This window comes from Streptomyces sp. NBC_01808, from assembly GCF_035917395.1.
In the GTDB taxonomy this organism is placed as follows: domain Bacteria; phylum Actinomycetota; class Actinomycetes; order Streptomycetales; family Streptomycetaceae; genus Streptomyces.
Map to the genome: position 1 here is coordinate 5,445,266 of NZ_CP109072.1, position 22,091 is coordinate 5,467,356.

Consider the following 22,091-nt stretch of genomic DNA (forward strand, 5'->3'; position numbering starts at 1 on the left):
CGGGCCGCCCGAGGCGCAGGCTTCTGCGGGTGACGGCGGCGAGCGGTATCGGCGTCGGAAAGCGGTCGCGATGTGTGCAGATCCGGTCGCGGTTGCACCGACCCGGGGCCGCTCGGGAAGAATGCTCCGCGATGAGTGCACCCGAATCCGCGCGACACGAGGCCGGGCGCGGCCCGTTCGCTCACCTTACGGTTCCCCATGCCGCCCGCTACCGGCAGGTGATGGCCGTCTTCACCGCGGCCAAGGAGCGCTTCGCGGTGCACCTGCGGCCGGAGGACGTGCACGCCGCGCTGCCGCCGGAGGAGCGGCCGGCCGAGGTGGAGGCCGTGGCCAAGGCGCTGGACAGCCTCGTGCAGTGGGGCAACCTGCGGGCCGACCCGGACACCTCGCGCGTCACCGCGGTCGAGGACTTCTACCGCAAGCGGTTCATCTACCAGCTCACCCCGGCCGGCGAGGCGGTGGAGCTGGCGATCGCGGCGTACGACGAGGCGCTGGGGCGGCGCGGCGCACTTCAGGCCGTCGCACTGCATGACATCGTCACCCAGCTTCGGGCGCTGCTGGTGCTCGCGGCGGAGGACGAGCCGGACGCGGCCAAGGCGCATCTGGCGCTGGCCGCGCTCGCGGACCGGTTCGCGGCGCTGGCGGCGAACGCGCGGGCCTTCATGGGTTCCCTCCAGCGCACCATCGACCTGCACGGCGTCGAGGTCGAGGCTTTCCTCGCGTACAAGGACCGGCTGATCCAGTATCTGGAGCGGTTCATCCAGGATCTCATCGCCCTCGGTGGGCGGATCGCCCGGCTGATCGGGGAGCTGGAGCAGCAGGGCCGGGTGGAGACGCTGCTGCGGCTCGCGGCTGCCCGCGAATCGGCCGATGCTGCCCCGGAGGAGGTGGAGACCGCGCAGGCGCAGGCGTACGAGAGGTGGGCCGCCCGATGGTCTGGGCTGGCCTCCTGGTTCGTCTCCGCGGACGGCCGCGAGTCGCAGGCCCGGCTGCTGCGCGGCCGGGCGCTCGGTGCGATCCCGCAGCTCCTGGCCGTCGTACGGCAGCTCAACGAGCGGCGGGCCGGACGCACCGACCGCTCCGCGGACTTCCGCACGCTGGCCCGCTGGTTCGCCGAGGCGCCCGACGACGGCGCCCGGCACCGGCTGTGGCGCGCCGCCTTCGGTCTCTATCCGGCCCGGCACCTGACCATCGACGCCGACACCCTCGCGGCGCGGGCCGCGGAGCCGGTGCCGCCCGCCACGCCCTGGGCGGAGGCGGAGCCGCTCAGGATCAGCCCGCAGCTTCGCCGGACCGGCAGCTACGAGCGGCGCGGCAAACCGCGGCGGGTGCGGGACCGCTCCGCCGAGCGGCGGCGGCTGGCCGAGTACGCGGGCAGGCAGGCGGCCGAGATCGCCGCGGCCCGGTCCCGGCTCGCCACCGGCGGCGAGATCCGGCTGTCACAGGTCGGCGAACTCGACCCGGTGGCATTCGGCCTGTTCCTGCGCCTGCTCGGGGATGCGCTGGCCACCTGGCGCCCGGATACCCTGTCCACCACGGCGACCAGTACCGACGGCACGATGGAGATCCGCCTCACCGCTCTGAAGGACGGTGGGCGGGCGGAAGTGCGCACGCCGGGCGGAGTGTTCCGTGGGCCGGATTACCTGCTGGAGATCATCGCCCTGGGAGGCGCCGCACAGCCGGTCGTGGACATGTCCGGGGACACGGGAGTCCGCGTATGAGCAACCCTCTCGGCGAGTTCCTGGACGCCCACCGCAGCGCTGAGCTGCAGAAGGCGGCTCGCGCGCTGCTGAAGGAGCCGCTGCTGCTCGCCGGCGGGCCGCAGGCGGACAGCTTCCAGCTTGTCCGGCGCTACGCGGCCGAGCTGCGCGAGTGGTTCGATCGCAACACCGGCTGGCCGCTGCGGGTGGATGCCGAGTCCGCGCGGCTGCTGCGCACCCCCGGCACCCTGACCGACCCCACGCATCCGGCGCGTGAAGTGGGCCGGTCGCGGGCGCCGTTCACCCGGCGACGGTACGTGCTGCTGTGCCTGGCGCTGGCGGCGCTGGAGCGCGGCGAGGCACAGATCGCGCTTGGCCGGCTCGCGGAGCAGGTGGTCCTCGACGCCGCGGACGAACAACTGGCCGCGACCGGGCTGGAGTTCACCCTGGAGCGGCGCGACGAGCGCCTCGACCTCGCGGCCGTGGTGCGACTGCTGATGCACCTCGGGGTGCTGCGCCGGGTGGCGGGGGACGAGGACGCGTACGTCTCCGGTTCTGGTGACGTGCTGTACGACGTGGAACGGCGGGTGCTGGCCGGGCTGCTGGCCGCCCGCCGCGGCCCGTCACTCGTCACCGCGGCCGGCTTCGCGGAGCGGCTGGCCACAATCACCGCCGAGACCGAGCTGGACAGCGATGAGCTGCGCTTCCGCGCCATCCGCTACCGCCTCACCCGGCGCCTGCTCGACGACCCGGTGCTGTATTACGACGAGCTGACCGACGAGGAGCTGGCGTATCTGACCCGGCAGCGGGCCTTCCTCACGTCCCGTATCACCGAACTGACCGGGCTGGTCGCGGAGGTGAGGGCCGAAGGCATCGCGATGGTGGACCCTCCCCCCGACCTTCGCCCGGGCGGTGCCTCCTACGGCCTGACCGATGTACGCATGCCCGAGCAGGGCACGTACGGACATGTCACGCTGCTGCTCGCTGAGCACCTGGCGTCGGTCACGGGCGGGCCCGTGACCGAGGCAGCGCTCGGCGCGAGGGTGCGGGAGCTGGCCCGGCAGCACGCCGGGTTCTGGGCGAAGAGTGCCCGGCAGCCGGGAGCCGAGGCGGAGCTGACCGGCCAGGCTCTGGACCGGCTCACCGCGCTGGGCCTGGTGGTCCGTACGGCAGAAAGAGTCGTCCCGCGGCCGGCGCTCGCCCGTTACGCGGTGGGAGAACCCGTCGTACGCCCCGTCCCCGGCTCCCGAAAGGACCCCGAGCAGTGACTGCCCTCCCGCGCCCCGCGCCCGGCCGGTGGCGTCCGCTGCGCATCGGCCTGGTCGACCTCTTCTACTACGACACCGAGGAGTTCTGGTTCCGCGACGGCCGCCTGCTCCTGCGCGGCAACAACGGCACCGGCAAGTCCAAGGTCCTCGCCCTCACCCTGCCGTTCCTGCTGGACGGCGACCTGTCCGCGCGCCGTGTGGAGCCCGACGCCGACCCGGGCAAGCGGATGGAGTGGAACCTGCTGCTCGGCGGCGAGCACCCGCACCCCGAGCGGCTCGGCTACACCTGGATCGAGTTCGGCCGACGCGACACCGGCACCGGTCAGCCGCACTTCGTCACTCTGCTGTGCGGGCTGAAGGCGGTCGCGGGCCGCGGTATCGCCCGCCACTGGTACGCGGTCACCGACCAGCGGATCGGCGCGGAGCTGAGCCTGGTCGACGCCACCGGCACCGCGCTGTCCCGCGACCGGCTCACGGAGGCCGTCGCGGGCCGCGGCATGGTCTACGACCAGGCGAAGACGTACCGCAGGGCGGTCGACGAGGCGCTTTTCGGGCTCGGCGAACGGCGCTACGCCGCCCTCGTCGACCTGCTCATCCAGCTCCGCCAGCCGCAGCTCTCGAAACGGCCCAGCGAGGCCGCCCTGTCCAGGGCGTTGACGGAGGCGCTGCCACCGCTGGACCAGGCGGTGATCGCGGACGTGGCGGAGGCGTTCCGCTCGCTGGACGAGGAGAAGGAGGAGTTGCGGCAGGCGGCCGAGGCGGAGCGGGCCTCCTCCGCGTTCCTCGATCACTACCGTCGCTACGCCCGCGTCGCGGCCCGCCGCCGCGCACGGTTGCCGCGTACCGAGCACGCCCGCTACGAGCGGCTGGGCCGCGACCTCGGCACCGCGCGGGAGGAGCTGGTGCAGGCGGAGGCGGACCGGCAGGTGGCCGCGGCCCGGATCGCGGAGCTGGAGGAGACGGCCGTACGGCTGAAGGCGCAGGAGGAGGCGCTGCGGGCAGGGCCGGAGATGCGCAGCGCCCGCGAGCTGGAGCAGGCCGCGGACAACGCCCGTCGCACGGAGGCAGAGCTGCGGCGTGCCGAGGCCGACCGGGAGCAGGCGGCGCAGGACCACACCCGGGCGCTGGGCCGGCTCGCGGATGCCGTCGCCCGGCTCGGGGAAGCGGAGGACCAGCTTGCGCGGATCGTGGAGCAGGAGCGGGAGGTGGCCCGGACCGCCCGGCTCACCGGCGGTCTGAGGACAGACGGCGCCCCGGAAGCGGAGCTGCGCCGGGCGGCCGGGGAGGCGGTGGACCGCAGGCGGCGCACCGTGGACCACGTGGCGGACCTGGTGGCGCAGGCCGAACAGGCCGCGGCCGAGCGCCGCGCCGCGGCCCGCCGCCTGGACGAGGCCGAGCGGGAGGCCGGGCACACCGCCGAGCGGCAGGCCGCGGCCGAGGCAGCGACCGCCGCGGCGGGAAGCGCGCTCGTCGCCGCCGTACGCGACCATCTCCAGGGCTGCGCCGAGCTGGCCGTCGACGACCCCGGGGGGCTGCTCGACGTCCTGACGGACTGGACGACGCATCTGACCGGCCCGTCACCCGCCCGCGAGCGCGCCGCCCGGGCCCATGGCGTACGGGCCGCGCGGCTGGCCGACGAGTCGGCGGCGCTGGGTCGGCGGCTGACGGACCTCGGCGCCCGGCGGGAGGCGGCCGAGCGGGAGCTGGCAGGGCTCGAAGCGGGCGGCCAGGTCGGGCCGCCGGTGCCCCACACCCGTACCCCCGGGCTACGCGAGGAGGCGCCGGGCGCGCCGCTGTGGCGTCTTGTCGACTTTCGTGAGCATGTCGGTGCGGCGGAACGCGCCGGTCTGGAGGCGGCGCTGGAGGCGTCCGGGCTGCTGGACGCCCGGGTGTGCCCGGACGGCACGGCACTCACGGCAGACGGGCACGACGTGCTGCTCGCCCCCGGCGCTCCGCTCACCGGGCGCCCGCGGCTCGACGGAGCCCTGCGCCCGGCGGTGGACCACGGCGACGCGCGGGCCGCCGCGGTGGGCGAGGCGGCCGTGGTCCGGCTGCTCGGGGCGATCGGTCTGGGCGACGGGCCGGGTGACGGCCCCGGCACCGGCCACGGCGACACCTGGGTGGCTCCGGACGGCCGCTTTCGCGTGGGCGCCCTGACCGGAAGCTGGGCGAAGGAAGCCGCCGTGTACGTGGGCGAAGGCGCGCGCGAGGAGGCCCGCCGGACCCGTATCGCCGAGCTGCGCGGCGAACTCGGTGAACTCGCGGCGGCGCGGGAGGCGCTTCAGGCGCAGCGGGACGCGGTGGCCGCCCGGCGCCGCGTATTGGACGGCGAACTCGCCGCCGTCCCTGACCAAGAAGAGGCGGACCTGCGTCACGCCCACGCGCGGACCGCCGCCGCCGCGGAGGCCGCCCACCGGGCCCGTAGCCGCCGCGACGAGCACGCCGAGACGGCCCGCGAGGCCGCCCGCGCGGCGGAGGCCGCCGCCACCGAACTGGCGGAGACCGCCGCGGCCGTGGACCTGCCCGCAGACCGGCCGGGCCTGACCGCCGTACGGCAGGCGCTGGCCGACTACACCGCCGTGCTGGCCGCGCTGTGGCCCGCGCTGCGGGAACGGGCCGCCGCCGCTCGCGCCGCCGCCGAGGACCGCGGCGAGACCGAGCGGGCCGGGGAACGGGTGGCGGAACTGGCTGTACGCGCCGAGGAGTCGGCCCGTACTGCGGCGGCGGCCGGGGAACGCCATGCCACCCTGGGCAGCACCGTGGGCGCGGCCGTGGCCGAGCTCCAGCGGCGGCTGGCGCAGACCGCGGACGCACGGGACGCGTGCGAACGGGACCAGCGGCGGGCGCGTACGGACCACACCGCGGCGGAGAAGAGCGCCGGGCACGCGGAGGGGCGGATCGAGCAACTGGAGAAGGACACCCTGGAGGCCACTGCCGCCCGCGCCGAGGCGATTGCCGCGCTGCAGCGGTTCGCCGCCACCGGGCTGCTCGCCGTGGCGCTGCCGGATGTCGAGGTGCCGGCGCAGGACGTCGGCGGCTGGGCGCCGAAGCCCGCGATCGCGCTCGCCCGCACCGTGGAGGCGGAGCTTGCCGAAGCCGGCGTCGACGACTCCCACGGCGCCTGGGAGCGGGTGCAGAAGCGGCTCGGCGAGGAGTACAAGAAACTGCAGGACGCCCTCTCCCGAGGCGGCCACAGCGCCAGCGCGCGGATGACCGACGACGGCATGGTCGTCGACGTCCGCTACCAGGGCAGGGAGCGGGCCGTGCCCGAACTCGCGGAGGCGCTGGCGGTCGAGGTGGCCGAGTTGCAGCGCATCCTGTCCGCGCACGAGCGCGAGATCCTGGAGACCCACCTGCTCACCGAGGTCGCCGGCACCCTCCAGGAGCTGATCGCCGCCGCGGAGCTGCAGGTGCGGCGCATGAACGACGAGCTGGAACAGCGCCCCACCTCCACCGGCATGCGGCTGCGGCTGATCTGGCGCCCCTCCCGCAAGGCGCCGGCCGGTCTGGACCGGGCCCGGACCCGGCTGCGGCAGACCGCCGACGCCTGGGCACCGGAGGACCGGGCCGCGGTGGGGGAGTTCCTGCAGGCTCAGATCGCGCGGCAGCAGACCGACGAAGGAGAGGGCGGCGGGAAGGGCAGTTGGCTGGAGGTGCTCACCGCGGCACTGGACTATCGCTCCTGGCACGAGTTCGGAGTGGAACGCCACCAGCAGGGCCGGTGGGTGCCGGCCACCGGACCCGCCTCCGGGGGCGAGCGGGTGCTGGCCATGAGCGTGCCGCTGTTCGCGGCGGCCTCTTCCCACTACGCCACGGCCGCACCGGACGCCCCGCGGTTGGTCGCCCTGGACGAGGCGTTCGCGGGTGTCGACGACGACTCCCGTGCCAAGTGCCTCGGCCTGCTGCACGCCTTCGATCTCGACGTGGTGATGACGAGCGAGCGTGAGTGGGCCTGCTACCCGCAGGTGCCGGGGATCGCCATCGCGCAGTTGTCGCGGGTGGACGAGATCGCGGCGGTGCTGGTCACGCGTTGGGAGTGGGACGGGGTGGCCCTGGACCAGGGAGCGGAGCCGGAGCGCACGGCGGCGTCGCAGGTCGGCATCCCCGTGCCGCGGGACGGTGCTGTGCAGGAGCCGAGCGCGGAGCCGCTATGGACGTGAGCGGTGACCCGCCGCCCGCCGGAGCCGAGCCGAACGCCGGCAACGCCGGCAACGCCGCTGACGAGACGGCGCGTATCGACCCCGACCGCCTCGCTCGCCTGCTCGGCGATCCGGGCCTCGGCTGGCTGGTGGAGCGCGTCCGCCGCCGGATGGCCCGCGACGAGCCCTTGACCGGCACGGTGACGCTCGCGTCCGCCTCGGCCGCACAGCGCGGGGCCGCCGAACGCCTGCTGGGCCGCGCGCCGCGTCCGGGCCGTTCGCTGAGCGTACGGCTGGACGAGGTCGACGCGGTGCTGCGCCGCTCCCGGGTCTGCCCCGCGGGCCTGGCCGTCGCCGTGACCGCCCTGACCGGCCCCGTGTCCCCGCTCGCAGAGACCCGCGAGCGTCAGGCGCGGGCGTGGGAGGAGGCGTACGCACCACTCGCCGCCCTGCCCGCGGGCCTGGCGGACTGGGCCGACGACATCCGCCGGGACGGCCTCGTACGCCGACTCGCCCGCACCCCTGATGCGGCCCGCCCGCTTCTCGCCGCGGCCGTCTCGGCGCTCGGCGCGCTCCCCGCCGAGCCGGCCCGCTCGCTCACCGAGTTCGCCGCCCAGACACTCGGCGACGCCCACGCCCTCGACGACGGCACCCCGCTCGCCACCCTGGTCCGCTCCGGCGTCCGGGCCCTGACCGGCTTCCCCGACGGCGAGGGCGCCGAGTGGCGCCGGGCGGCCTGGGCCTCGGCGGGCCTGCTGAAGGACGCCCTGTCCGCCACCGTGCTGGCGCTGGGCGTGCGCGGCACGGCGGCACTCGACGCGCTGGCTGACGCGGGCGAGCCGGCGGTGCTGACCCTGCGCCAACTCGCCCACGGCGCGCCCTGCCCGCCAGTGACCGCCTCCACAGTGTACGTATGCGAGAACCCAACGGTCGTCGCCGCCGCGGCCGACGCGTACGGCGCCGCCTGCGCTCCTCTGGTCTGCCTCCAGGGCCAGCCCTCGGCCGCCGCGCTCACCCTGCTGCGGCTCCTGCATGCGGCCGGAGCACGGCTGCTCTATCACGGCGATTTCGACTGGGGCGGCCTGCGCATCGCGAGCGGCCTGCTGCGCCGAGTTCCGTGGCGCCCCTGGCGCTACACCGCGGCGGACTACCGCGCAGCGACGGCCACGATGCCGCTCGCGCGCCCGCTGCGGGGGACCCCCGCGTCCGCCCTCTGGGACCCCGGGCTGACCGCCGCCCTCACCGAGCTCGGGGTCCGTGTCGAGGAGGAATACGTCATCGGCGACCTGCTCAGCGATCTGATTCGCTGAACCCGCCGCTGGCCACTGCCCAACCGCAGATCAGCCGTCTGCTGGACACACCTGGACACTCCCGATGCAGAGCAGAGAAGCGCTGGCGGGCCTCACCGCGCTTGTGGATCCAGCGTGCACACGGGTCACGGACCCGCTGTTTCCGGCGGCTGGATCCTGGCTGGATACGGCCCGGCCTTCCGGTGTCTCCGCGGGTCAAAATTGTGCACCCGGTGTTCCGCTTCAACGTATAGCCCACGCAATACCGTGGCTCCGGAGAATTAGCAAACCACCAGGTCAGGCGGGGGCGACCCGGATTCGGGCCGCCCCCGTTCACGTACCATGGCTGGATTCTGGCTGGATGCCCTGACGGCTCGTCACCTGTCGTCATCTGTCGTTCTCCGCACGCTGGCTGGATTTTGGCTGGAGAGCGCCGAACGGCGGGTCCGCGCGGACGGCGTGTACGCCCGCGTCGGCCGAGCAATCGGGGGGAACGTGCCCCGGCGCGTGTGAACGGCACCGCCGCCGCCCCCGCGGGCCGCCGGGGGGCCGCTCGGCCACTTCGAGGTTAGTCACCCAGCACGAGCGCCTCGGCGGCCGGCACGGGTCACGCCGGGTCCTGAGAATGCAGCACATCAGCGCGCGGGACCACCACGTTGCGGACCAGTATTCGCGGGCGGCTGAGAGGATGCGCGGGGGCTGCCGGCAGTCGGTACTCCCGAGGAATGGGCAAGGTGCTGGTGGCCCCCAGCACCCGGGGTGAAATACGCAGGAAGCTTCTGGGCAAGCGCTTCACGCACACCAGCAACCTCCCTGATCGGCGGAAGCTCCCGTGGGCCTGGACCATTCTCAGGAACCTGGAAACCTGGAGCCAGAGTCTCCAACGACAAGTGGCTCTGTGGGGCATTGGCCTGGTGGGCATCGCCGGGGTCCCCCGCGTGTGACACAACACAACCCCCGGCCAGGGAAGGGCCGCTGCTTGATGCCACCACTCTCGCCGAGGTCGAGGAGTACGGCATCGACCGGCTCCTGGGCGAGCTGGCCGTGGAGTTGAAGGAAGGCCGCTGGCGTCCGTTGCCGGCGCGTCGGGTGTTCATCCCGAAGCCCGGCACCGTTGAGCACAGGCTGCTGTCGATTCTTCTGTCCGTGACCGCATGGTGCAGGCGGCGCTGAAGATCGTGCTCGAGCCGGTCTGCGAGGCCGACATGCTTCCGTGCTCGTTCGGGTTGAGGCCCAGGCGTGGAGCACACGATGCCCTTCAGGTCCTCGTGGATGAGGCGTGGAGGGTCAGGCGGTGGGTGGTGGAGACGGATATCGCCAACCGTTTCGAGGCGATTCCGATCGAGAAGTTGGTGCAGGCGGTCGAGGAACGCGTCTGCGACCGGTCGGTCCTCAAGCTCTTGTGCGCGATGCTGCGGGCCGGGCTGATGGAGGGCGGGCAGGTCCGTCGGCCGGTGACCGGTACTCCTCAGGGCGGTGTGATTTCACCGCTGTTGGCGAACATCTACCGGCACCGGGTGGACCGGGCATGGGACATGCGCCGTCACGGGGTGCTGGTGCGTTATGCCCGACGACGCGGTGGTGATGTGTGCTACCCGTGAGCAGGCCGAGGCCGCCCTGGAGCGGCTGACGGTGTTGCTGGCCGAGCTCGGCCTGGAGCCGAAGGCGGCCAAGACCAGGATTGTGCATCTGCGGGTGGGAGGCGAGGGGTCACCATCGGTGGGTTACTTCCCGGCCGCGTGGTGGGCGTTGTCCCGTTGAGTTCCTCGCCCGTTGGCCCTCGGGCAGGGCGGTGCGGCATGCCCGTGACCGGATCCGTGAACTGACGGACCGGCGCAGTGCCGATGCTCGCCCTGACCGGCGACACCCGCCGCCGGGAACCCCATGTGAGAGACGTGACCTTCGCCGAGGACGCATCCACCGTCCACACTGGGACCGCACCCCGCGCGATGGCGACCCTCCGCAACCTCGCCATCGGCCTGCTGAAAGCCCTCGGAGCCGACAACATCGCCAAAACCACCCGGGCGATCCGCGACCAACCCCAGCGAGTACTCCCGCTCCTGGGCATCACCAACAACCTCGACACCTACGGAACTTGATCAAGCCCTGCGGGTGCGGCGCTTGGTGTGTCCCACGTTCGGCTGCCAGCAGACCTGTGCTGGAGCGTTGCCAGCGCCGCACAGCCCGTCTGACCAGGCAGGCCAGGGCCGTGGCCAAGGAGTTTGCCGCCCAGTGGGCCCTGACCAACGCCGTCCGCATGGAACTGGCAGCACAGAACACCCTGGTCACCGCCCTCCATCTGGGCGCGGTGGACACCGACTTCAGCTCCGCCTACACCGGCCCCAAGGGCGCCCCGGCCCCGGTCGCCCGGGCCGGGCTGGACGGCATCGAGGCGGGCGAGGCCGAGGTCCTGGCCGACGCCTGGAGCACCCACGTCAAGAAGTCCCTGGCCGAGGACCCCACCCGCCTCTACGACGAGATCCGCGCCGGCATCGTCTGACCGACCGGCCGCGCCGGTCGGCTGCGCCTGCCACGGGCCGGTTCGGCGGCCGTTCCGGCCAGGCGGCGGGCGGGGTGACCTGTGACGCCGACGCCGGGGGTGCCGGGGGCGGCTCCGGGGAGGCGGAGTTGGCGGTGGAGCCGGGTGACGAGGCGGGGGCGCAGGCGCTGAGTACGGCGCCGGCGGTACGGGCGGCGCTGGACGGGGAGTTTCGCGCCGGGCTGCGGGCGTGGCAGGAGGAGCTGCCGCCGCCGGACGACGGCGCGGGCACGGTGACCTAACCCGTCCACCGCCCGCCGTTCCTTGCAGGTTGCCCCCCACCTGCGCAGACAGGCGCGGAGTCCGCCGCTGATACCGCACCAGCACCCCCGGCAGTTGTTCCCGGAAGGTCTGGCGGCAGCCCCGCGTCGGGCACACCAGCCGCCGCACCTGCACTGCGACAGTCACCCGCCGAGCGTCGACCGGCACGTCCGCGACCGTTCGCTGGCGATAGCCATGCACCCGCGCCGACAGCGTCTTGCAGCCCCAGCACGGCGCCGGCCCCCGGTCGTCCTGGCCCGGACCACAAACCGGTCACCCCCGTCCTCCACCGCCGTGACCACCAGCGGCGCCACACCCAAAAACACCCTGCTCACCTGGGCGTTGACACCCTCCACGCGATCACCAACGAGTGCCGCGACGCTCCATCACCGCCGAATGTGAGACGGATCCGTTTTATTGACAGTCCCGCGCGCAGCCCGCTGCATTCACGCTCCGGTGGTCACCCCACGTTCTGGCGGTCCGCTGCGAGCGCCCGGCGGATACCGGCCAGGCCGTACACGAAGGCGCGATCGACGTCACCGCCGAGACGGAAGACGCCGTTCAGCTCCATATCCATGAAGCCGATTGCCCACGCGAGCATCAGGCGTGCGGCATCGTGCGCCTCCTGCTCGCCTACGAGTTCCCTGGCAGCGATCAGTACCGGGCCGGCCACCCGGACGAGTGCCTGGGTCGGTGCGTGCGTGGAGTTCATGAGCCGGAACCCCTCAGGCCACTCCCGGGCAAACCGTCTGTAGCCGTGTGCCAGTGCCTCAAGTGAGCCGTCGGTCGACTCCAGTCGGGCAACCAGGTCCCCGAGGGTGGCCTCTGCCACGGCGGCGAGCAGGGTAGCCCGGTTGTCGACGTGCTTGTACAGCGACGGAGCGCGTACCCCCACACGCTCGGCTACGTTCTGCATCGTCAATCCCTGCTGGCCATGCACTTCCAGCAGCTCGCGGCCAGCAGCGATGATCGCGCTGAGCGAGGTCTTCTCAGGGGCCGGCATCGTCCACCCTTCTGCACTCAAGGCTATTGACGCTAGCCATCATAGCTACGTACATTAGCCATCGCTGCCCTGGTCCTAGCTCACGGGAGGCACTCGTGACGCTCGCACCCCCTCTGCACCGCCGATGCAACGACGGGGCCGCCTGCGACCTCTTCGACACTGCGGCGGGTACGACGCTCATCGATGCAGGTCTGCCCGGCCGCGGCCGGGACCTGCCGCGCGAGCTTCGCTCCCTGGCCAGGTCTGCTGACGATATCCGCGGACTCTCGTCGATTCGCAGTGACGCCGATCACTTCGGCCTCGCTGGACGCCAGCGAAGCGACCACGGCGTACCGGTCTTCGTGTGTACCGCCTACGCCGTGCACCACCGATCGGGGGAGAATTCCAAGATCGCGCTCGGCGCCAGGCGCGTCGTGCAGACCCTCGCCTTCTTACGGAACGCTCCGTGCAAGAACGACCTGTACTCCCGGTACGCCGGCGAAGCGATCAGGTTCGGTGCGGGCGGTGTCCTGGATCTGCTGGGAGTTCGCAGGAGCGTGGGCGTGCCGGACCACGCCCCGGGAAGCGTGGCGATCGACGCCCAGCACGCCATGGCCCGGGTCGCTGTGAACGCGGATGACGATCCTCGGAAGTGTGAGCGGACGCACACCGGAGGGCTCTCGGCCCGCGGGAGCCTGGCTGGTACAGGCACCGTCATGAAAGCCGCAGGACCGCGACGGCAACCACGCCGAACGCTGACGCGGGCTGCCCGCGCGGCACTGCTACCGGCGACTCTCGCGGCTCCGGCCCGTTCTGCCTCTACGACAACGAAGCCGATCACGGTCGCAAACTTGGCGACCGTGCCGAAGCAAGCCCTGGCGGAATCATGAACGAGGCCCATGAAGGATCTTTGCGGTTTTCGGTGCTGGGGCCTTTGCGGGGGTGGCGTGACGATCGTGAGATGGCGTTGGGCTCGCCACAGCAGCGGGTGGTGCTGGCGGCGTTGTTGTTGCGGCGCGGGCGGACGGTGACGATTGCTGAGTTGGTTGACGCGGTGTGGGGGGAAGAGCCGCCGAGTGCGGCGGTGTCGGTGCTTCGGACCTATGCGTCGCGGTTGCGTAAGGTGCTTGAGCCCGGTCGTGGTGCAGGTGCTGCGCCACAGGTGATTGTTTCGTCTGCAGACGGATATCTCGTCCGGGTGCCGGAGCTTGCTGTGGACCTGGGTGTGTTCGAGCAGCGGGTTGCCGGGGCGAGGAGTTTGCACGCTGCAGGTAAAGCGTCGGCCGCAGCGGAGATGTTGTATGCCGCGCTGGAGGGCTGGGAAGGGGTGCCGCTCGCCGGGCTGCCCGGGCCGCTGGCGGAGGCTGAGCGGTCCCGGCTGACGGAGCAGCGGCTGTCTGTGCTGGAGACGCGGCTGGAGGTCGATATCCAGTTGCGGCGGCACAGCGAGGTGGTCGCCGAGTTGGCCGTGCTGACCGGTGAGCATCCCCTCCGTGAACAGCTGTGCCGGCTTTTGATGCTGGCGCTGTACCGGTCCGGCCGGCAGGCCGAGGCACTGGCGGCGTATCGCACCCTGCGTAGCACTCTCGTGGCCGAGCTTGGCATCGAGCCCGGCGCCGCGCTGCAGGAGTTGCACCACCGCATCCTGAACGCCGACACCACTCTTGAACGTGCCTACGCCTTCTCCACGCAACTGGACGTAAGGCAAGACGAGGACGGGGAACGAGGCGGAGAGGACGGCGGGGTTTCGCCGCCGGCCGGGCACCAGGCCCGTCCGGCGCAATTGCCCGCGGACCTGGCCGCCTTCACCGGCCGGGATGCTGAACTGCAGCAGGTCGGGGCGCTGCTGCGCGACGAGGAGGGGGAGCGCCCTGTCACGGCGATCAGTGTGATCGGCGGCATGGCGGGGATCGGCAAGACCGCCCTGGCGGTGCACTGGGCGCACCGGATCGCGCACCGCTACCCGGACGGACAGCTCTACATCAATCTGCGTGGCTTCGACCCGGCCGACTCGGTCGTGACTCCGGCGGAGGCCGTCCGGATCTTCCTCGATGCGCTCGGCGTCCCCGCCCAGCGCATTCCCGCAGACCCGGAGGCCCAAGTTGCTCTGTACCGCAGCCTGGTCGCCGGCCGGCGGATGCTGATCCTCCTCGACAACGCCCGCGACACAGAGCACGTCCGGCCCCTGCTGCCGGGCTGTCCAGCCTGCCTGGTCATCGTCACCAGCCGCAGCCAGCTCACCGGCCTGATCGCCGCCAACGGGGCACAGCCCTTGACGCTGAACCCGCTGACCCCCACCGAGGCCCACGACCTCCTGGCCCGCCGCATCGGCACCGCACGGACGGCCGCCGAACCCGAGGCGACAAGGGAGATCATCACACGCTGCGCCCGACTGCCACTGGCGCTCGGCATCGTCTCCGCCAGAGCCGCCACCCAGCCCAGCTTCTCCCTCAGGGCAATCGCCGAGGGGCTGTGTGCCAACCAGGGCAGCCTCGACGCCTTCAGCGGAGGCGATCTCGGCACCGACATCCGCGCGGTCTTCTCTGCCTCCTACGACGCCCTGTCCGTCCCGGCTGCCCGGCTTTTCCGGCTGCTGGGCCTGCACCCAGGAGCCGACATCTCCGCACCCGCCGCGGCAGCCCTCGCCGGGCACCCCGCCCGCGAGACTCGGAGCCTACTCGCCGAACTGGCCCGCGCCCACCTGCTCACCGAACACACACCCGGCCGCTACACCCTGCACGACCTGCTTCGCATCTACGCCGCCGAACGCGTCCACGCGCACGAAACGGAGGAAGACCGCGCCCGGGCAACCGAACGGTTGCTGTCCTGGTACCTGCACACCGCGGACACCGTCCGCCCCCACCTCACCCCGCACCGCCACCGGGTTCCCCTCGCCCCACCGCCGCCCGGCTGCAACCCCCTGGCGTTCACCACCCGCGACGAAGCCCTGAAATGGTGCGAGACCGAACGCCCCAACCTGGTCGCCGCCGTCACCCAGGCCGCCGCCCTCCATCACCCCGGCATCGCCTGGCGCCTGACGGCCGCCCTCTGGGGATTCTTCTACCTCCGCAGCCATCGGCACGACTGGCTCGATGTCGCCAAAACCTCCCTCACCGTCACCCGTGAAAACCACGACCGGGTCGGGCAGGCATGGAGTCATGGAGATGTGGCCAACACGCTGACATCAATGCGCAGATTCGACGAAGCCCTCACCCACCTTCGCCGGTCGATAATCGTCTGGCGGGATATCGGCGACATCCATGGCAGGACACAAGCCGTGAGCAACCTGGGCAACGTCTATCTCCAGGTCGGCCGGCCCGACAAAGCAATCGAATACGGCCGCCGCGCCCTGGCGCTTCACCGGGCCCTCGGCAGTACCTGGGGAGAAGGCATCGTCCTGGCCAATCTGGGCGACGCCTACCAGCGGCTCAACCGCTATGACGAGGCCGTCGGCCACCTCCAGGAGGCACTGACCATCCTGCGCGCCACCAACAACCGCTTGGTCGAGGGCGTTACGCTCGACAGCCTTGGCACCCTCCAGCACCGGCTCCACCGCCACGAAGCCGCGATCGACCGCTACCACGAGGCGCTCAGGGCCCACCGGGACGTCGGCAACCGCTGGGCCGAGGGCGCCACCCTCGGCCACATCGGCGACGTCCTTCTCGACACAGGTGACCCGGAAGCCGCCCACACCACCTGGCGACAGGCACTCACAGCCTGGGAAGCGATCGACCACCCCGACACAGAGAAGATCCGGGAGAGACTCTGTCGTCTGGACGAACGTTCGCCCGGCCCAGTGCCGCACCCCGTCGACGCCGGATCGAGAACAGGTGGCGCAGCGGTCCGCTTCCCAGCCGGCGCCGGGCACGTGCCGGCGACGAGGCGCACGGGTGAGCCACCGGCACGCTGCCCAGCCCCGCCGTGAGCTTGGCCCATACCGCCTGGTAGGAGCATCGCTCGAAGAAGGCGAAGGCCAGCACGAAGGACACCACGACCCGTCCGGATGGGCGCCGTTCGGACATCACGACGGTGGCAGGCATGGACCGGCAAGGACCCACTGCTACGGACTCCATGCCCTGCACGGAGTTGATCTTTACAGCACGGTCCGACGAACGGCAGTGAACCACCCCGAGCCGCGACACGTGGTGCGGGATGTCGACGAAGTGCCACTGCCGTGGACGGTGCGGGGGGCGGTGACGGTCCCGCGTGGCCTGACAAATAGGACAAGAGTGAACAAGAAGATCAAGCATCCTTCCAAGAGACACAGGATGCTGCAGAGCGCCGTCGTGGCCTGCTCCGCCCCCACACCCAGGGTGCAGCAGGTCATGGCGCCGCCGCAGTGGAGCGTGCAGTCCGCTGTGGCGTGCACGGCGGCTGACGGATGCACCCTCACCCGGCTATGGCGGCCAGCGTATGTCCCCCCACTGGAAACCCTCCGCAGTTAAGGAAGCGCCATGGCAACAGGGCATCTCCTCACGACGCCGGTCGTAAGGCCAAGCGACGGTGTCACTCCGCTGCGCCGGATTGTGCCAGCGATCATGCTGTCTCAGTTCGGCTTCCACGTCGCGCTCACTACTCCGCTCCAACTGCTGCTCGCGTTGCACCTCAAGGGCATCACGGGGGGCGAGGCGACCACCGCGTTCGGGATCGTCACCGGCTTCGGCGCGTTTGTCTCGCTGGTGTTCACCCCCATCGCCGGCCGGGTTTCGGACCGTACCCGTGTCCGGTTCGGCCGGCGCCGTCCCTGGCTCATCACCGGCTCCCTGCTGGCCGCGCTCGCCTTGATCGGGGTGACTTTCACGACTCAGGTCTGGCAGGTCGTGCTGCTGTGGTGCGGAGTGCAGGCGGTCGCGAGCTTCCAGGATGCCGCGAACAGTGCCCTCGTCGCGGACCAGGTCGCCGAGCACCGCAGAGGAGGCGTATCCGGGTTCGTCGGCTTGGCCACGGCCATGGGGCCGCTTATCGGCCTGTCTCTTGCCAACGCGTTCCCGGGGGGAAGCGCCGGTCAGTGGTGGGCCATCGCGCTTTTCGCCATCGGGGCGAGCACCGTTGCCGTCCTCCTGCTGCGTGATCCGCCGAGCAGCACGCCGAAGCCGCCGTTGAGTCTGCGGGCCGTTGCTTCGACGTTCTGGTTCAGCCCCCGGACCCACCCGGCGTTCGGATGGGCATGGCTCGTCCGCTTCCTGATCATGTGCGCTTTTGCCTCCAGCACCTTCAGCACCTTCTTCCTCATGGAGCGCTTCGGCGTAAGTGAGAAGGAGATCGGAGGTGTCGTGCTGAAACTCGCCGTGCTCTCCATCGGATGCGTTGCCGTCTCCAGTGTGGTCGCCGGCTATCTCTCCGACATGCTGCGGCGGCAGAAGCCCTTTGTGGTCTTCGCGGGGGTGCTGGCGGCCGCAGCGCTCATCCTGATGGCGGGGGCCCGGGACATGGCGCTCATCTACGCGGGGGTGGCTGCCATCGGAGTCGCCCTGGGAACCTTCCTCGCCGTCGATCTGGCGGTGTGCGTAAGACTGCTGCCCAGCAAGGACGACGCGGGCAAGGACCTTGCGATCATCAACATCGCCAGCTCGCTGCCGCAGTCGTTCGTGCCGTTCGCCGCGCCCGCACTCCTGATGCTGGGTGGCTATCAGGCGCTTTTCACCACTCTGGCCGCCATGGGCGTGCTCGGCGCGCTGGCCACCTTCAAGCTTCCCGAGATCGGACGCGAGTACGAGCCGAGCCGCTGGGTGGTGCCGATCGCCCGTGGTGATCGGCTCCCGGTGCGGAAGCACCACACCGAGCCTGTGCCCGTCCCCCACACACCTGAAATCTAGTGAGGTTGCGCGCGTGATATCTCTCGAACCGGTGGTGGGCGAGACCGTCGACGCCCACCGGACCTGTGAGTTCGCCACTCTCGCCCGGGACGGCACACCGATCGTCTGGCCGACGGCGGCCCTTCGCCGCGACGACGGCACATTTCTCATCTCCACGTCGATCGGCTTCGCCCAGAAGGCACGGAACATTCGTCGTGACGGCCGGGTGGCCCTGCTCTTCTCCGATCCCACCGGCAGTGGGCTGGACGCCCCTCAAGAGGTGTTCGTGCAGGGTACGGCGGTGTGTCCAGAGCAGATTGCGGCCGCACCCTCGGGCTACGAGGCGTACTGGTCGATGATCTTCGATCGTCAGCCCGACAGCCGACGCTATGTGGACCGGCCCGCCCGCTGGCTCATGGACTGGTACTTCCTGCGGCTGAAGATCACCGTCAGCCCGACCGAGGTGCGCACTCGCGCGCCTCTGACCGCGCCGCCCGGTGACCGGGGCGAGGCGGCAGGCCGGACGAGTTCCCTGCCCGGCGCCGGTGTTCTCGCCGGCTTCCGCACCGCCGTGCTCGGCGCCCGGGACGCGTACGGTGCCCCGCTGCTCATGCGGACGCGGACCGTGGCGAGGCCCGACGGGTTTCTGGTCGAACCGGCCGCCGACTGCGACGTCGTACCCGGCCCGGCCACACTCCTCGTGCACCGCCACGATGACCGCCTCGCCGGCGTCTACAACGCACTGGTGCGGGGTGAGCTGCGGCAGTCCGATGACGGCGACTGGCTGCTGGTGCCACACCGGGTGATCGAGCCGAGCGGCGACGGCACCCCACGCGGCCAGGTACGCACCCTGCGTACCGTTCGCCGGACGTCGAAGGCGTATCTGCGCGGGCGTGGTCTGCAGCGGCCACGTGTGGACTGGCGGGCTCTGCAGGCTCTCGCCGCAGCGTCCGCGTCCCAGGACGCCGCTGAAACCTGATCACCGGTGTCCTGGCCGCGGCGAGGACACATCAGAGACCTGGACAGCGAGAACAGCATGTCACCGGGGAGTCCGTGGAGGCGCTTGCGCCGACTCGCCCATCGCCGCGTGGCCCGCTTCACCTCGCCCCGGAAACCGGCGGCATCAACTGGCCACATGCCGCTGCCACCTGACCACATACATAACGAAAGGCATGGCAAGATGACCGAGAACCAGGGGCGGACCGTCCCCGCAGAGGCTGACGTCACCGAACTGGATGACATGATCACCGGATCGGTGTTCACTCCGGATGACGCGGGCTACCCGGCGGCGGCAGCCGGGTTCAACCTGCTTTCGCAGCATCGACCGAGTCTGGTTGTCGCCGCTTCTACGGCTGACGATGTCCAGGCTGCGGTGGCTTTCGCCGCCGCGCATGATCTGCCCGTCGGGGTCATGGCCACCGGGCATCAGCCGTTCCCGCTGGCGGACGGTTTCCTGCTCATCACCACCGGCGACATGAACGCGATCGAGATCGACGCCGACCGTTCCGTGGCCCGGGTGGAAGCCGGTGCGCGCGTAGCGGACATCGTGGAGCTCGCCCAGACAGCCGGACTGGCGCCCCTGCACGGGTCGTCCCCGACTGTGGGAATTGCGGGCTTCACCCTCGGCGGTGGTATGAGTCCATTCCTGGGCCGGACTCACGGCTGGGCCGCCGACCACATCCTGTCCATCGACGTGGTCACCCCGGACGGCGTGCTGCGCCGCGTCTCAGCGGAAACGGAACCGGAGCTGTTCTGGGGCCTGCGTGGCGGACGCAGCAACTTCGGTGTCGTGACCGGGCTGGAGATCGAGCTCTTCCCGGTCACCTCCTTCTACGGCGGTGGAATCTACTACCCCGCCGGGGACGTAGAGGCCGTACTGCGGGCATTCCCCGAAGTCCTCCGCAACGCACCCGACGGGTTCACGTGCTCGGTGATGCTGCTGAACTTCCCGCCTGTCCCCGAGGTCCCCGAGCTGTTGCGCGGTCGGTTCCTGGCGCACGTTCGGGTAGTCCACCTCGGCTCCGACGAGGAGGCCGAGAAGCTCATCGCGCCTTTCCGGGCCATCGGCCCCGCGGTTGCCGACACGGTGGAGCGCCGCCCCTACAGCGAGTTCGCCGCCGTGCATACCGACCCGGTCGATCCGATGCCGTACGAGGAGCACGGCACCGCCCTGACCGATCTGCCGACCGAGGCCGTCGACCGGCTTGTGGAGAACGCCCGGCTGATGGCGGGCAGTCCGGTCACGGCCCTGGAGATCCGCCACCTGGGCGGCGAGCTGGCGAACCGGCCGTCCGGGGCGAGCCCTATCGCCGCTCGGGACGCCGTGATCAACGTATGGGGAATCACCCTCGGACCGCCGGAGGCGGTCGATGCCGGGATCTCCGTACTGCGTGAGATGACCGAGCGCCTGGAGCCCTGGGCCACGGAACACATCCACACCAACTTCGCCGGCCGTGACAACAGGGTCGAGCAACTGTTCACTACCGCGGACCTCGACCGGCTGCGACGGCTGAAGCAGCAGTACGACCCTCGCAATCTCTTCCGGGTGAACAACCACAACATCACTCCGGAATAGGAACACCGCCCCCCGGCGACGAGGGCGCCGGGAACGGGCTGTTCGTCAACGCCCGTATAGACACCTTCATCCGCGGCGAGCCCGACCCCCCGGCAGGCCGTCGAGCGCGGCCATCTGTACGCCGTCTTCCTCCCGGGCCGCCCGTCCCTCCCTGGGCTGGACACGCCCGCTGCCGCCCGCATCACGTGCGGCGCGGGCTCCATCGAGCGGTCCATGGACGCGGTCCGGATGCTGGCGGTGCGCGGGCGGACGTACCGGCTGACCTCCCCCGCCGGACGGGCCGTGCCACGCCCGGAGACCCGGCCGGGTCTCCGGGCGTGGCCTGTGGATCCGCGCGCGCAGCAGGCCGGGGGTCGGGCTCGGGCTGTCGAACGTGGCCCGTACGGTGCAGCAGGCCGGAGGCACCGTGGAGCTGCGCCGGGCGGCCGGCGGCGGGACGGAGGCGCTGCTGCGGCTGCCGGGGGCGCCGGAGCCGCCGCCGGAGTCCTCAGCGGCGATCCGGATGCGCAGGTCGAGGGCGATCTGGCGGCGGGTGCGGGCCGTTGCCGCTGATCGTGTAGTGCACGTCCGTGCCGGAGGCGTGGGCTATGGGCACAGGAGGGCTCCGTCCTTCGGTCGCATCGCCGGGGCCCCTACGAGATCAGCGTGGCCGTCACGATCACCTAGACCGCCGCGCCCGGGGTCGGCTTGCCGTCGTCGACGGGCTTCGCGTGGAGAGTCGTCAAGGACCACGGCACCCGAGCCGAAAGGGTTCATGACCCGGCCGGGCACGGCAACTGCCTTCACTGGGGCGGTTGAACCTTCCCTCCATCGTGCACGTTGTGTGTCGTGTGTGCTCCCCGGCAGAAAGGGAGGCGTGGATCTGCCGCACAGACAGCCAGGCCGGTGGCATCGAAGATGACCGTGGCTCAGCAGCGAACGGAGAACGATGATGGTCAATCAACGTGAGGATTCTAGGGGCGCGTCCCGCAGTTTGGCGTACTTCGAGTTGACTGGGGAGTGGCGGACACCATTCGGTGAAGCGCCGTTGAGCGCTGAGGCTCGTCGGGAGGCGGACCGCGCGCTGGCGCACCAAAGGTTGACTGAGAAGTGGCCACCAGTCAATGAAGCGCGGCTCAATGAACGGCAGCAAAGTCCGCCCCCAGAGATGCGCGCAAGGATGGCGGACTTGCGTCCGGAACCGTCGAGCACGGCAAGCGGCGAGGTCGACCCGGACGTCGCACCGGCACGGGGGACCCTCGCCGACACTGCGCTCCACGCTGCAGCCGCCCGACATGGTGCATGGCGGCCGCCCCCTAGTGTGGCTGAGGGGCAGCCGCGACAGCTTAGTGAAGGGCAGCTCAATGGATGGTTGCAAAATCTGCCCGCACCGCTGCGTGCAGGGATAGCGGAGTCGCATCCGGAAACGTCGCACGGGGTAAGTGACGAGGCCCGGCAAAGTAACGCACCGGCAGAGCGGACCATCGCGGATTCCGTGCTGTCCCGGAACGAAAACACGGCGCTCTACGCTATCCAACAGCGAGGGGCCCGACCTGCTGCACCG

The 22,091-nt window shown here is 71.4% G+C and carries 14 protein-coding genes and 3 pseudogenes; 14 read left to right on the forward strand and 3 right to left on the reverse strand.

All coding sequences use genetic code 11. From position 1 onward, the window contains the following. Positions 1 to 131 precede the first annotated feature (131 nt). From OG946_RS24245 to OG946_RS24285, 9 genes are all read left to right on the forward strand, one after another. Positions 132 to 1,721 (forward strand): TIGR02677 family protein, encoded by a 1,590-nt coding sequence (locus OG946_RS24245; protein WP_326798120.1) that lies wholly within the window; start codon positions 132 to 134, stop codon positions 1,719 to 1,721. Next, complete coding sequence (locus OG946_RS24250; RefSeq protein WP_326798121.1) at positions 1,718 to 2,968, forward strand: TIGR02678 family protein; 1,251 nt, start codon at positions 1,718 to 1,720, stop codon at positions 2,966 to 2,968. Before OG946_RS24245 ends, OG946_RS24250 begins: the two co-directional genes overlap by 4 nt. Beyond that, positions 2,965 to 7,128 carry a TIGR02680 family protein gene (locus tag OG946_RS24255; protein ID WP_326798122.1) on the forward strand — a complete coding sequence of 1,388 codons (4,164 nt, stop codon included), beginning with the start codon at positions 2,965 to 2,967 and terminating at the stop codon, positions 7,126 to 7,128. The genes OG946_RS24250 and OG946_RS24255 overlap by 4 nt, the downstream gene beginning before the upstream one ends. Then, positions 7,119 to 8,417: a TIGR02679 family protein gene (locus OG946_RS24260; protein ID WP_326798123.1), complete on the forward strand. Its 1,299-nt coding sequence runs from the start codon at positions 7,119 to 7,121 to the stop codon at positions 8,415 to 8,417. The genes OG946_RS24255 and OG946_RS24260 overlap by 10 nt, the downstream gene beginning before the upstream one ends. Before the next feature lie 1,133 nt (positions 8,418 to 9,550). Beyond that, positions 9,551 to 9,997, forward strand: a complete 447-nt coding sequence (locus tag OG946_RS24265) for a reverse transcriptase domain-containing protein (protein WP_326798124.1) — start codon at positions 9,551 to 9,553, stop codon at positions 9,995 to 9,997. Further along, positions 9,960 to 10,157, forward strand: a complete 198-nt coding sequence (locus OG946_RS24270; RefSeq protein ID WP_326798125.1) for a hypothetical protein — start codon at positions 9,960 to 9,962, stop codon at positions 10,155 to 10,157. Before OG946_RS24265 ends, OG946_RS24270 begins: the two co-directional genes overlap by 38 nt. 125 nt (positions 10,158 to 10,282) lie before the next feature. Beyond that, on the forward strand, positions 10,283 to 10,495 hold the full coding sequence (locus OG946_RS24275; protein ID WP_442814466.1) for a hypothetical protein: 213 nt from the start codon (positions 10,283 to 10,285) through the stop codon (positions 10,493 to 10,495). A gap of 110 nt (positions 10,496 to 10,605) precedes the next feature. Further along, positions 10,606 to 10,896, forward strand: coding sequence for a hypothetical protein (locus OG946_RS24280; protein WP_326798126.1), 291 nt, complete (start codon positions 10,606 to 10,608; stop codon positions 10,894 to 10,896). Between the two features lie 74 nt (positions 10,897 to 10,970). Continuing rightward, complete coding sequence (locus OG946_RS24285; RefSeq protein WP_326798127.1) at positions 10,971 to 11,177, forward strand: hypothetical protein; 207 nt, start codon at positions 10,971 to 10,973, stop codon at positions 11,175 to 11,177. 10 nt (positions 11,178 to 11,187) lie between these two features. Here OG946_RS24285 and OG946_RS24290 read toward each other — a convergent pair. Beyond that, positions 11,188 to 11,552, reverse strand: a pseudogene (locus tag OG946_RS24290) (transposase family protein); the annotation flags it as partial. Between the two features lie 104 nt (positions 11,553 to 11,656). Continuing rightward, positions 11,657 to 12,199, reverse strand: coding sequence for a TetR/AcrR family transcriptional regulator (locus tag OG946_RS24295; protein WP_326798128.1), 543 nt, complete (start codon positions 12,197 to 12,199; stop codon positions 11,657 to 11,659). Positions 12,200 to 13,064: 865 nt separating this feature from the next. Here OG946_RS24295 and OG946_RS24300 point away from each other — a divergent pair. Then, a complete protein-coding gene (locus tag OG946_RS24300; protein WP_326798129.1) occupies positions 13,065 to 16,103 on the forward strand; it encodes an AfsR/SARP family transcriptional regulator in 3,039 nt (1,012 codons plus the stop codon). Here the strand turns inward: OG946_RS24300 and OG946_RS36175 are convergent. Then, positions 16,060 to 16,428, reverse strand: a pseudogene (locus tag OG946_RS36175) (hypothetical protein); the annotation flags it as partial. The gene OG946_RS24300 and the pseudogene OG946_RS36175 sit on opposite strands and share 44 nt — an antisense overlap. Before the next feature lie 204 nt (positions 16,429 to 16,632). On the opposite strand from OG946_RS36175, the gene OG946_RS24305 reads away from it, so the two are divergent. From OG946_RS24305 to OG946_RS24320, 4 genes and pseudogenes are all read left to right on the forward strand, one after another. After that, on the forward strand, positions 16,633 to 17,994 hold the full coding sequence (locus tag OG946_RS24305) for an MFS transporter (protein WP_326798130.1): 1,362 nt from the start codon (positions 16,633 to 16,635) through the stop codon (positions 17,992 to 17,994). Between the two features lie 13 nt (positions 17,995 to 18,007). Next, a complete protein-coding gene (locus tag OG946_RS24310) occupies positions 18,008 to 18,952 on the forward strand; it encodes a pyridoxamine 5'-phosphate oxidase family protein (RefSeq protein ID WP_326798131.1) in 945 nt (314 codons plus the stop codon). A gap of 201 nt (positions 18,953 to 19,153) precedes the next feature. After that, complete coding sequence (locus OG946_RS24315) at positions 19,154 to 20,548, forward strand: FAD-binding oxidoreductase (protein ID WP_326798132.1); 1,395 nt, start codon at positions 19,154 to 19,156, stop codon at positions 20,546 to 20,548. Between the two features lie 334 nt (positions 20,549 to 20,882). Continuing rightward, positions 20,883 to 21,044, forward strand: a pseudogene (locus tag OG946_RS24320) (ATP-binding protein); the annotation flags it as partial. Positions 21,045 to 22,091: the final 1,047 nt, after the last annotated feature.